Source organism: Ewingella sp. S1.OA.A_B6 (assembly GCF_049889095.1).
Lineage (GTDB): Bacteria > Pseudomonadota > Gammaproteobacteria > Enterobacterales > Enterobacteriaceae > Ewingella.
On the sequence record NZ_JBLJFK010000021.1, the window covers coordinates 1 to 12933 of the forward strand.

Here is a 12933-nt window from a genome sequence, read left to right on the forward strand (position 1 = left end):
ATGAAGGCGGCCGTCATACTCCGTTCTTCAAAGGCTATCGTCCACAGTTCTACTTCCGTACAACTGACGTGACCGGTACCATCGAACTGCCAGAAGGCGTAGAGATGGTAATGCCAGGTGACAACATTAACATGGTAGTTACCTTGATCCATCCAATCGCGATGGATGACGGCTTGCGTTTTGCAATCCGTGAAGGTGGCCGTACCGTAGGTGCTGGTGTGGTTGCTAAAGTTATCGCTTAATCGCTGGTACTTTTTTGTCACTTTACGTTGACGCAATACACACTAAAAGGGCATCATTCGATGCCCTTTTCTACGCTGTGGCGCTAGAACCTATCTCATCAGCGATTTATACGTCATAATCATTGGTGAGATAGGCTCTGAGATACAGTGTAAAACACCGAGTTGCGCTCACTGTAGAGCATCGATCGGTTTGGTTTGCCTCGCGATGCGAGGCAAAGTTGTTTGTTCTGAATCATTGTGACGGGTTGGTTTATGAGTGCGAATACCGAGGCTCAAGGGAGCGGGCGCGGCCTGGAAGCGGTAAAATGGGTAGTTGTTGCCGTTTTGTTGGTCGTAGCTATTGTCGGTAACTATTATTACCGTGCATACAGCTTGCCATTACGTGCGCTGGCAGTGGTTGTTGTTATCGCGATTGCTGGTGCGGTGGCATTATTGACGACTAAAGGCAAAGCGACAGTAGCATTTGCGCGCGAAGCGCGTACTGAAGTACGTAAAGTAATTTGGCCTACACGCCAGGAAACATTGCATACCACACTGATCGTTGCTGCGGTAACTGCCGTCATGTCACTGATTCTGTGGGGGCTGGATGGAATTCTGGTCCGCTTGGTATCTTTTATTACTGGCTTGAGGTTCTAAATGTCTGAAGCACCTAAAAAACGTTGGTACGTCGTTCAGGCGTTTTCCGGCTTTGAAGGCCGCGTAGCGCAGTCGCTGCGTGAGCACATCAAATTGCACGACATGGAAGAGCTGTTCGGTGAGGTGATGGTTCCTACGGAAGAAGTCGTTGAAATCCGTGGTGGCCAACGCCGTAAAAGCGAACGTAAATTCTTCCCAGGTTATGTGCTGGTTCAAATGGTGATGAATGACGCCAGCTGGCACTTAGTGCGTAGCGTTCCTCGGGTGATGGGCTTTATCGGCGGTACTTCTGACCGTCCTGCGCCAATCAGCGATAAAGAAGTTGACGCTATCATGAATCGCCTGCAGCAAGCCGGTGATAAACCACGTCCTAAAACTATGTTTGAACCAGGTGAACTGGTTCGTGTCAGCGATGGTCCATTTGCTGATTTTAACGGCGTTGTTGAAGAAGTGGATTACGAGAAAAGCCGCCTGAAAGTTTCAGTTTCTATCTTCGGGCGTGCTACGCCAGTTGAGCTGGACTTCGGTCAGGTCGAGAAAGGCTAACAACTCTTTCGATATCGATTCGAACAGATGTTGTGCAAGGCGCGAAATTAAACTATAATTTCGCGCCTTTCGTTTTTATGTGCAGCCTCTGCAGGTAAAACATAAAGAACAAAGTACTGCAAATAACGGGGAGCCTATTTTAATAGGCGCTATTACCCAAATGAGGAAATTTAAATGGCCAAGAAAGTACAAGCCTACGTCAAGCTGCAAGTTGCTGCTGGTATGGCTAACCCAAGTCCACCGGTAGGTCCGGCACTGGGTCAGCAAGGTGTTAACATCATGGAATTCTGTAAGGCATTCAACGCTAAGACTGAAAGCGTTGAGAAAGGCCTGCCGATCCCTGTTGTAATTACCGTTTACTCTGACCGTTCTTTCACCTTCGTTACCAAAACGCCTCCAGCAGCTGTACTGCTGCTGAAAGCGGCTGGTATCAAGTCTGGTTCCGGCAAGCCGAACAAAGACAAAGTGGGTAAAGTAACGACTGCTCAGGTTCGTGAAATCGCAGAAACCAAAGCTGCGGACATGACTGGTTCTGACGTGGAAGCCATGGCGCGCTCCATCGAAGGTACTGCTCGTTCCATGGGCCTGGTAGTGGAGGATTAATAAATGGCTAAGCTGACCAAGCGCATGCGCGTGATCCGTGACAAAGTTAATGTTACTAAACAATACGACATTAACGAAGCTGTTGCACTGCTCAAAGAGCTGGCCACCGCTAAATTCGTTGAAAGTGTAGATGTTGCCGTTAACCTCGGTATCGATGCACGTAAATCTGATCAAAACGTTCGTGGTGCTACCGTTCTGCCTAACGGCACCGGTCGTTCTGTTCGCGTTGCCGTCTTCGCCCAAGGTGCAAACGCTGAAGCTGCTAAAGCTGCAGGCGCTGAGCTGGTAGGTATGGAAGATCTGGCAGACCAGATTAAGAAAGGCGAAATGAACTTTGACGTTGTTATCGCATCTCCTGATGCAATGCGCGTTGTAGGTCAATTGGGTCAGGTTCTGGGGCCTCGCGGCCTGATGCCTAACCCTAAAGTTGGTACTGTAACCCCTAACGTTGCTGAAGCAGTTAAGAATGCTAAAGCAGGTCAGGTTCGTTATCGTAACGACAAAAACGGTATCATCCATACCACAATTGGTAAGGTTGATTTCGATTCCGACAAGCTGAAAGAAAACCTGGAAGCTCTGTTGGTTGCTCTGAAAAAAGCGAAGCCTTCTCAGGCTAAAGGCGTTTTCATCAAGAAAGTCACCTTGTCCACTACCATGGGCGCAGGTGTTTCTATTGATCAAAGCGGCCTGATTGCAGTAGCTCTCTAATTTGCTGCCTGCTTTTTATCGCTTTACGCGGGCTGTAGATTTGTCTAGAATCTATGGCCCGTTGTTTCGTTAACACGAAACCAAGATTTTTCGGTTGGAGCCTGGCCTATCCAGGCCTCCGTCCAAGACCGCAGGTGTCCCAGAAGGGGCTTAATCCTTCCTGCGTAGACGGTGACAGAGCCTGAAGAAAATTTTTCTTTGTTATTTGTAATAAAGAACAAGAATAGTCTTTGCTGGATTCTCTGCTCACCGTGTTTGAACGCTTGATATCGATCTCGGTAACAAGCGATGTGAGTTCCGGGGATTTTCCCCGGCTAAATCCAGGAGCAAAAAGCTAATGGCATTAAATCTTCAAGACAAACAAGCGATTGTTGCTGAAGTCATGGAAGTAGCCAAAGGCGCGCTGTCTGCGGTTGTTGCGGATTCCCGTGGCGTAACTGTAGATAAAATGACTGAACTGCGTAAAGCAGGTCGTGAAGCTGGCGTTTACATGCGTGTTGTTCGCAACACCCTTATGCGTCGCGTCGTTGAAGGTACTCAGTTTGAGTGCCTGAAAGACACGTTTGTTGGTCCAACCTTAATTGCATTTTCTTCTGAACACCCAGGCGCTGCTGCCCGTCTGTTCAAAGATTTCGCTAAAGCGAATGCAAAATTTGAGGTTAAAGCTGCGGCCTTTGAAGGTGAGTTTATCTCTGCGGCTCAAATCGACCGCTTGGCAACTCTGCCTACTTACGATGAAGCAATCGCACGCCTGATGGCAACCATGAAAGAAGCCGCTGCTGGCAAATTGGTTCGCACTCTGGCTGCAGTACGTGATCAGAAAGAAGCTGCTTAATCAGCCTTTCTTTTCTCGTCGCTATGCTTACGTATAAACTATTTCTGAATTTTAGGAACACTTGAAATGTCAATCACTAAAGAACAAATCATTGAAGGCGTTGCAGCCCTGTCTGTAATGGAAATCGTTGAACTGATCTCCGCTATGGAAGAAAAATTCGGCGTTTCTGCTGCTGCTGCTACTGCAGGTCCTGCTGCTGCTGCTGAAGCTGTTGAAGAACAAACTGAATTCGACGTTATACTGAAAGGTATGGGCGCGAACAAAGTTGCAGTAATCAAAGCTGTACGTAGTGCAACTGGCCTGGGTCTGAAAGAAGCTAAAGACCTGGTTGAGTCTGCACCAGCAGCTCTGAAAGAAGGCATCAGCAAAGACGACGCTGAAGCACTGAAAAAAGCTCTGGAAGAAGCTGGCGCTGAAGTTGAAGTTAAATAAGCCACTGCTTTCTGAGTGCAGTCTGTCCTAACAGACTGATGGCTGGTGACTTTTTAGTCACCAGCCTTTTTGCGCTATAGAGTGTCAGTGGTGTTTCACACTGTTTGAGCACTGAACTACTCTAATATCTCTTCTGGATACGTCTTAATATATTGCTGCCGCTTGCTATGGCTCATCCATAGATAATGCACAACGAAATGATTTAAGAGTGATAGATACAGGTATTGCGGAAAGCGTCTCTGTTTTCCGGTCGACATAAACGGTGTTGCATGAACTGTCCTTCCCAGGGCAGATACGATTGGGTCACTGATCAGCGAGCTGAGGAACCCTATGGTTTACTCCTATACCGAGAAAAAACGCATTCGTAAGGATTTTGGTAAACGTCCACAAGTTTTGGACATTCCCTTTCTCCTTTCTATCCAGCTTGACTCGTTCCAGAAGTTTATCGAGCAAGATCCGGAAGGCCAGCACGGTTTGGAAGCTGCATTCCGTTCTGTATTTCCAATCAAAAGCTACAGCGGTAATTCTGAGCTGCAATACGTTAGCTACCGTCTTGGTGAGCCAGTATTCGACGTTAAAGAATGCCAGATCCGTGGTGTAACTTTCTCCGCGCCACTGCGTGTGAAACTGCGTCTGGTTATCTACGAGCGTGAAGCTCCAGAAGGCACGGTCAAAGACATCAAGGAACAAGAAGTCTATATGGGCGAAATTCCGCTCATGACCGAAAATGGTACTTTTGTGATTAACGGTACTGAGAGGGTTATCGTATCTCAGCTGCACCGTAGTCCAGGCGTGTTCTTCGACAGTGATAAGGGTAAAACCCATTCATCGGGTAAAGTGCTGTATAACGCACGTATTATCCCTTATCGCGGTTCATGGTTAGATTTCGAGTTCGACCCGAAAGATAACCTGTTTGTGCGTATTGACCGTCGCCGTAAATTGCCAGCGACCATCATTCTGCGTGCATTAAGCTATACCACAGAACAGATCCTTGACCTGTTCTTTGAAAAGGTGACTTACCAGATCCGCGACAACAAGTTGCAGATGGAACTGGTACCTGAGCGCCTGCGTGGTGAAACGGCTTCATTTGATATCGAAGCTGGCGGTAAGGTCTATATTGAAAAAGGCCGCCGAATCACTGCCCGCCATATTCGTCAGCTTGAAAAAGACGACATTCAACATATCGAAGTTCCTGTTGAGTACATCGCAGGAAAAGTAGTCGCTAAAGACTATATCGACACTAATACCGGTGAGTTGATTGTCCCTGCGAACATGGAATTGTCTCTGGATTTACTGGCTAAGTTGAGTCAGGCCGGTCACAAAACTATTGAAACACTCTTCACTAACGATCTCGATCATGGGGCGTACCTGTCCGAGACCATCCGCGTCGACCCAACCAGCGATCGTCTGAGCGCATTGGTTGAGATCTACCGCATGATGCGTCCTGGTGAGCCACCAACTCGCGAAGCTGCTGAAAATCTGTTTGAGAACCTGTTCTTCTCTGAAGATCGTTACGACCTGTCTGCTGTTGGTCGTATGAAGTTCAACCGTTCTCTGCTGCGTGATGAAATCGAAGGTTCAGGCATCCTGAGCAAAGATGACATCATCCAGGTAATGATTAAGCTGATCGGCATTCGTAACGGCCAAGGCGAAGTGGATGATATCGACCACTTAGGCAACCGTCGTATTCGTTCTGTTGGCGAAATGGCTGAAAACCAATTCCGTGTAGGTTTGGTGCGTGTTGAGCGTGCGGTTAAAGAGCGTCTGTCTCTTGGCGACCTCGATACTTTGATGCCTCAAGACATGATCAACGCTAAGCCGATTTCGGCTGCGGTGAAAGAGTTCTTCGGCTCAAGCCAGCTCTCACAATTTATGGACCAGAACAACCCGTTGTCTGAGATCACGCACAAACGTCGTATCTCTGCATTGGGCCCGGGCGGTTTGACCCGTGAACGTGCTGGCTTTGAAGTTCGAGACGTACACCCGACTCACTACGGTCGCGTATGTCCAATCGAAACGCCAGAAGGTCCAAACATCGGTCTGATCAACTCCTTGTCTGTGTATGCGCAGACCAATGAGTATGGTTTCCTGGAAACGCCTTACCGCCGTGTGCGTGAAGGTATGGTTACCGATGAAATTAACTATCTGTCGGCCATAGAAGAAGGCAACTTTGTCATCGCTCAGGCGAACTCCAACCTGGATGACGAAGGTCGCTTCCTGGAAGACTTAGTCACTTGTCGTAATAAAGGCGAATCAAGCTTATTTAGCCGCGACCAAGTTGACTATATGGACGTATCCACCCAGCAGATCGTATCCGTTGGTGCTTCTCTGATTCCATTCCTGGAACACGATGACGCCAACCGTGCATTAATGGGTGCGAACATGCAACGTCAGGCTGTACCTACTCTGCGCGCTGATAAGCCGCTGGTTGGTACCGGTATGGAACGTGCTGTAGCGGTTGACTCCGGTGTTACTGCCGTTGCCAAACGTGGCGGTACTGTTCAATACGTGGATGCATCCCGTATCGTTATTCGTGTTAACGAAGAAGAGATGTACCCGGGCGAAGCAGGTATCGACATTTATAACCTGACCAAATACACCCGTTCTAACCAGAACACCTGCATCAACCAGATGCCTTGTGTGAATCTGGGCGAGCCAATCGAGCGCGGTGACGTGCTGGCAGATGGCCCGTCAACCGATCTGGGCGAACTGGCTTTGGGTCAGAACATGCGTGTCGCGTTCATGCCTTGGAACGGTTACAACTTCGAAGACTCCATCTTGGTCTCTGAGCGTGTGGTTCAGGAAGATCGCTTCACCACCATCCATATCCAGGAACTGGCATGTGTGTCTCGTGACACCAAGTTAGGGCCTGAAGAGATCACTGCTGACATCCCTAACGTGGGTGAAGCTGCGCTCTCCAAGCTGGATGAATCAGGTATCGTTTATATCGGTGCTGAAGTGACCGGTGGTGACATTCTGGTGGGTAAGGTAACGCCGAAAGGTGAGACCCAACTTACGCCAGAAGAGAAACTGCTGCGTGCGATCTTCGGTGAGAAAGCGTCTGATGTTAAAGACTCTTCTCTGCGTGTACCCAATGGCGTTTCCGGTACGGTTATCGACGTGCAGGTCTTCACCCGCGATGGCGTGGAAAAAGACAAGCGTGCGTTGGAAATCGAAGAGATGCAGCTGAAGCAGGCTAAAAAAGACCTGACTGAAGAGCTGCAGATCCTGGAAGCTGGTCTGTTTGCACGTATCCAGTCGGCTCTGGTTGCTGGCGGTGTTGAAGCCGATAAGTTGGGCAAATTGCCTCGCGATCGTTGGCTTGAGCTGTCGCTGACCGACGAAGACAAACAAAACCAGTTGGAACAGCTGGCCGAACAGTACGACGAACTGAAAACCGTATTTGAGAAAAAACTCGAAGCGAAACGTCGTAAAATCACTCAGGGCGATGATCTGGCACCAGGTGTGCTGAAGATTTGTAAAGTGTATCTGGCCGTTAAACGTCAGATTCAGCCTGGTGACAAAATGGCTGGTCGTCACGGTAACAAAGGTGTTATCTCCAAGATCAACCCGATCGAAGATATGCCTTACGATGAAAACGGCACGCCGGTAGACATCGTACTGAACCCGCTGGGCGTTCCATCCCGTATGAACATTGGTCAGATTCTGGAAACCCACTTGGGTATGGCCGCGAAAGGCATTGGTGAAAAAATCAATGCGATGCTGAAGAAACATGAAGAAGTTTCCAAGCTGCGCGAGTTCATCCAGAAAGCCTATGACCTGGGTGACGATGTTCGTCAGAAAGTCGATCTGAGCACTTTCACCGACGACGAAGTTCTGCGTTTGGCTGAAAATCTGAAGAAAGGCATGCCAATCGCAACGCCAGTCTTCGATGGTGCGAAAGAGACAGAGATCAAGCAACTGCTTGAAATGGGCGGAATCCCTACCTCTGGCCAGATCACACTGTTTGACGGCCGTACCGGCGAGCAATTCGAGCGTCAGGTTACCGTCGGCTACATGTACATGCTGAAACTGAACCACCTGGTTGACGATAAGATGCATGCGCGTTCTACCGGTTCTTACAGCCTTGTTACTCAGCAGCCGCTGGGTGGTAAAGCTCAGTTCGGTGGTCAGCGCTTCGGTGAGATGGAAGTGTGGGCACTGGAAGCATACGGTGCCGCTTATACCCTGCAGGAAATGCTGACTGTTAAGTCCGATGACGTGAATGGCCGTACCAAGATGTATAAAAACATCGTGGATGGCGATCACCGGATGGAACCAGGCATGCCGGAATCCTTCAACGTATTGTTGAAAGAGATCCGCTCTCTGGGTATCAACATCGAGCTGGAAGACGAGTAAGTACTCGAATTCGCACTGATCACAGGGGCACCTGTCTGTTTAGCAATAGACAGCGGGTGTCTAACAGGTCTAACCCGACGGGAGCTAATCCGTGAAAGACTTACTAAAGTTTCTGAAAGCGCAAACTAAAACAGAAGAGTTTGATGCGATCAAAATTGCTCTGGCATCGCCAGACATGATCCGTTCTTGGTCTTTTGGTGAAGTTAAGAAGCCAGAAACCATTAACTACCGTACGTTCAAACCAGAACGTGACGGCCTTTTCTGTGCCCGTATTTTCGGACCAGTAAAAGATTACGAATGCCTGTGCGGTAAGTACAAGCGTTTAAAACATCGTGGCGTGATCTGCGAGAAGTGCGGCGTTGAAGTGACCCAGACTAAAGTACGCCGTGAGCGTATGGGCCACATCGAACTTGCTTCCCCAACAGCACACATCTGGTTCCTGAAATCCTTGCCTTCGCGCATCGGTTTATTGCTGGATATGCCACTGCGTGACATCGAACGTGTGCTCTACTTCGAATCCTATGTGGTTATCGAAGGCGGCATGACTAACCTTGAGAAGCGCCAGATCCTGACTGAAGAGCAGTATCTGGATGCTTTGGAAGAGTTCGGTGATGAGTTCGACGCCAAGATGGGCGCGGAAGCTATTCAGGCTCTGTTGAAAAACATGGATCTGGAAGCGGAATGCGAACAGCTGCGTGAAGAGTTGAGAGAAACCAACTCCGAAACCAAGCGTAAGAAACTGACCAAGCGTATCAAGTTGCTGGAAGCGTTCGTTCAATCTGGTAATAAACCAGAGTGGATGATCTTGACCGTGCTGCCGGTACTGCCACCAGACTTGCGTCCATTGGTTCCGTTGGACGGCGGCCGTTTCGCAACGTCAGATCTTAACGATTTGTATCGTCGCGTGATTAACCGTAATAACCGCCTGAAACGCCTGCTGGATCTGGCTGCGCCAGATATCATCGTACGTAACGAAAAACGTATGCTGCAAGAAGCGGTAGATGCTTTACTGGATAACGGCCGTCGCGGTCGTGCAATTACCGGCTCTAACAAGCGTCCGCTGAAATCTCTCGCAGACATGATTAAAGGTAAACAGGGTCGTTTCCGTCAGAACTTGCTGGGTAAACGTGTCGACTACTCTGGTCGTTCTGTTATCACCGTAGGTCCATACTTGCGTCTGCACCAGTGTGGTCTGCCGAAAAAAATGGCTCTCGAGCTGTTCAAGCCGTTCATCTACGGCAAGCTGGAATTACGTGGCCTGGCCACTACGATTAAAGCTGCTAAGAAAATGGTTGAGCGCGAAGAAGCTGTCGTTTGGGATATCCTGGACGAAGTTATCCGCGAACACCCTGTACTGCTGAACCGTGCACCAACCCTGCACCGTTTGGGTATCCAGGCGTTTGAACCGGTTCTGATCGAAGGTAAAGCTATCCAGCTGCACCCGCTAGTTTGTGCGGCATATAACGCCGACTTCGATGGTGACCAGATGGCTGTTCACGTACCGTTGACACTGGAAGCTCAGTTGGAAGCGCGTGCGTTGATGATGTCTACCAACAACATTCTGTCACCTGCGAACGGCGAGCCAATCATCGTTCCTTCTCAGGACGTTGTATTGGGTCTGTATTACATGACCCGCGACTGTGTTAACGCCAAAGGCGAAGGCATGGTTCTGACTGGTCCTAAAGAAGCTGAGCGCATTTACCGTGCTGGCCTGGCTTCTCTGCATGCGCGTGTCAAAGTGCGTATTACAGAAGAGATCAAAAACACTGAAGGCGAGTCAATTCACCAGACGACTATTATCGATACCACTGTTGGCCGTGCGATCTTATGGATGATCGTTCCTCAAGGTCTGCCGTTCTCTATTGTTAATCAGCCGTTGGGTAAAAAAGCTATCTCCAAAATGCTGAATACCTGTTATCGCATTTTGGGTCTGAAGCCGACCGTTATTTTTGCTGACCAGATCATGTACACCGGTTTTGCTTACGCTGCCCGTTCAGGCGCGTCAGTAGGTATCGATGACATGGTGATCCCTGAGAAGAAAGCAGGCATCATCGAAGAAGCAGAAACTGAAGTTGCTGAGATCCAGCAGCAATTCCAGTCTGGTCTGGTAACAGCAGGCGAACGCTACAACAAAGTTATCGATATCTGGGCCGCAGCTAACGAACGTGTTGCTAAAGCCATGATGGAAAACTTGTCTGTCGAAGACGTCGTCAACCGTGATGGTGTCGTTGAGCAGCAAGTTTCCTTCAACAGTATCTTTATGATGGCCGACTCCGGTGCGCGTGGTTCTGCTGCACAGATTCGTCAGTTGGCAGGTATGCGTGGCCTGATGGCTAAGCCTGATGGTTCCATCATTGAAACGCCAATCACCGCGAACTTCCGTGAAGGTTTGAACGTACTTCAGTACTTCATCTCTACTCACGGTGCGCGTAAAGGTTTGGCGGATACCGCATTGAAAACTGCGAACTCTGGTTATCTGACCCGTCGTCTGGTTGACGTGGCACAGGATCTGGTAGTGACCGAAGATGACTGTGGTACACACGAAGGCATCATGATGACTCCAGTCATCGAAGGTGGCGACGTTAAAGAACCACTGCGCGAACGCGTTCTGGGTCGTGTAACTGCTGAAGATATCATCAAGCCGGGTACGGCTGATATCTTGGTTCCACGTAACACCCTGCTTCACGAGAAGACCTGTGATCTGTTAGAAGAGAACTCAGTCGACAGCGTGAAAGTTCGTTCAGTCGTAAGCTGTGAAACCGATTTTGGTGTGTGTGCAAACTGCTACGGTCGCGACCTGGCACGTGGTCACATCATCAACAAAGGTGAAGCGGTTGGTGTTATCGCAGCACAGTCCATCGGTGAGCCGGGTACCCAGCTGACGATGCGTACCTTCCACATCGGTGGTGCGGCATCTCGTGCAGCAGCGGAATCAAGCATTCAGGTTAAGAACACGGGTACGATTAAACTGAGCAACCACAAGCACGTTACAAATGCTAACGGCAAACTGGTTATCACTTCTCGTAATACCGAGCTGAAACTGATCGACGAATTCGGTCGCACAAAAGAACGTTACAAAGTGCCTTACGGTTCTGTAATGGGCAAAGGTGATGGTCAGGAAGTTAATGGCGGCGAGACCGTTGCTAACTGGGATCCACACACCATGCCAGTTATCAGTGAAGTGAGTGGTTTCATCCGCTTTGCTGATATGGTTGATACCCAAGCCATTACACGCCAGACCGATGACCTGACCGGTTTGTCCTCTCTGGTTGTTCTGGACTCTGCAGAGCGTACCGGTAGCGGTAAAGACCTGCGTCCAGCACTGAAAATCGTTGATGCTAAAGGCAACGACGTATTGATCCCAGGTACAGATATGCCTGCTCAGTACTTCCTGCCAGGTAAAGCCATTGTACAGCTTGAAGATGGTACTCAGATCCACTCGGGTGACACCCTGGCTCGTATTCCTCAGGAATCCGGCGGTACCAAGGACATCACCGGTGGTCTGCCACGTGTTGCTGACTTGTTCGAAGCACGTCGCCCGAAAGAGCCTGCAATCCTTGCTGAAATCAGCGGGATTATCTCCTTCGGTAAAGAGACCAAAGGTAAGCGTCGTTTGGTGATTTCTCCGTTAGATGGCAGTGATGCTTACGAAGAAATGATCCCTAAATGGCGTCAGCTGAATGTGTTCGAAGGCGAAGTTGTGGAACGTGGTGACGTCGTATCCGACGGCCCTGAGTCTCCGCACGATATCCTGCGTTTACGTGGTGTTCATGCAGTTACCCGTTACATCACCAACGAAGTGCAGGAAGTTTACCGTCTGCAAGGCGTTAAGATTAACGATAAGCACATCGAAGTTATCGTTCGTCAGATGTTGCGTAAAGGCACCATTGTTAGCGCGGGTGGCACCGACTTCCTGGCAGGCGAGCAGGCAGAAATGTCTCGCGTTAAAATCGCTAACCGTAAGCTTGAAGCAGATGGAAAAATCACGGCTACCTTTACCCGTGACTTGCTCGGTATCACCAAGGCTTCCCTGGCGACCGAGTCCTTCATCTCAGCTGCATCGTTCCAGGAAACGACGCGCGTTCTTACCGAAGCCGCTGTTGCGGGTAAACGTGATGAACTGCGTGGCCTGAAAGAAAACGTCATCGTTGGCCGTCTGATCCCAGCCGGTACCGGTTACGCTTATCATCAGGAACGTGCCCGCCGTAAAGCTCAAGGTGAAGTACAAGTTGCACCGCCAGTTAGCGCTGACGAAGCAACGGCTAACTTAGCTGAATTGCTGAACGCCGGTTTTGGTAACAGCAAAGACGATTAATTGTCTTCTGTTCCATGCTGAATAAAACCGCTTCCTTCGGGAGGCGGTTTTTTTTTGATTTAAATTTGGCTTGAGCTAAGCCAGCCATGCTCGCGGCGATAGTTTTGGAGAGGCGTGAGAAAAATCGAAGCACCGCCATAAGCCAAGGATGAAGCCAGCAAATGGCGGCAGTTTGGAAGCGGAGCCAACATGAGCGGCTCCGACCGCTTGCGGGGGTGCAGCGGCAACACCACAGTATCGATTGTGACTCTCAGGGA

9 protein-coding genes are annotated in these 12933 nt (G+C 49.5%); all 9 read left to right on the top strand.

Annotation, left to right across the window (positions count from 1 at the left end):
• On the top strand, nt 1-242 hold a 242-nt coding region (locus ACMV8I_RS20765), incomplete at its 5' end, for an EF-Tu C-terminal domain-related protein (protein ID WP_498867080.1).
• Nucleotides 243-494: 252 nt separating this feature from the next.
• The gene (secE, locus tag ACMV8I_RS20770) at nt 495-878 is read left to right on the top strand and encodes a preprotein translocase subunit SecE (RefSeq protein ID WP_188475482.1); all 384 of its coding nucleotides are present in this window, start codon (nt 495-497) and stop codon (nt 876-878) included.
• Nucleotides 879-1424, top strand: a complete 546-nt coding sequence (nusG, locus tag ACMV8I_RS20775; protein WP_463739287.1) for a transcription termination/antitermination protein NusG — start codon at nt 879-881, stop codon at nt 1422-1424.
• Between the two features lie 174 nt (nt 1425-1598).
• On the top strand, nt 1599-2027 hold the full coding sequence (rplK, locus tag ACMV8I_RS20780; RefSeq protein WP_498867081.1) for a 50S ribosomal protein L11: 429 nt from the start codon (nt 1599-1601) through the stop codon (nt 2025-2027).
• Nucleotides 2028-2030: 3 nt separating this feature from the next.
• Nucleotides 2031-2735, top strand: coding sequence for a 50S ribosomal protein L1 (rplA, locus tag ACMV8I_RS20785; RefSeq protein ID WP_498867082.1), 705 nt, complete (start codon nt 2031-2033; stop codon nt 2733-2735).
• Nucleotides 2736-3072: 337 nt separating this feature from the next.
• Nucleotides 3073-3570 carry a 50S ribosomal protein L10 gene (gene rplJ, locus ACMV8I_RS20790; RefSeq protein WP_034795004.1) on the top strand — a complete coding sequence of 166 codons (498 nt, stop codon included), beginning with the start codon at nt 3073-3075 and terminating at the stop codon, nt 3568-3570.
• Nucleotides 3571-3636: 66 nt separating this feature from the next.
• Complete coding sequence (rplL, locus tag ACMV8I_RS20795) at nt 3637-4002, top strand: 50S ribosomal protein L7/L12 (RefSeq protein ID WP_498867083.1); 366 nt, start codon at nt 3637-3639, stop codon at nt 4000-4002.
• 330 nt (nt 4003-4332) lie between these two features.
• Complete coding sequence (gene rpoB, locus ACMV8I_RS20800; RefSeq protein ID WP_498867084.1) at nt 4333-8361, top strand: DNA-directed RNA polymerase subunit beta; 4029 nt, start codon at nt 4333-4335, stop codon at nt 8359-8361.
• Between the two features lie 91 nt (nt 8362-8452).
• Nucleotides 8453-12676, top strand: coding sequence for a DNA-directed RNA polymerase subunit beta' (gene rpoC, locus ACMV8I_RS20805; RefSeq protein WP_498867085.1), 4224 nt, complete (start codon nt 8453-8455; stop codon nt 12674-12676).
• The last annotated feature ends 257 nt before the right edge of the window (nt 12677-12933 follow it).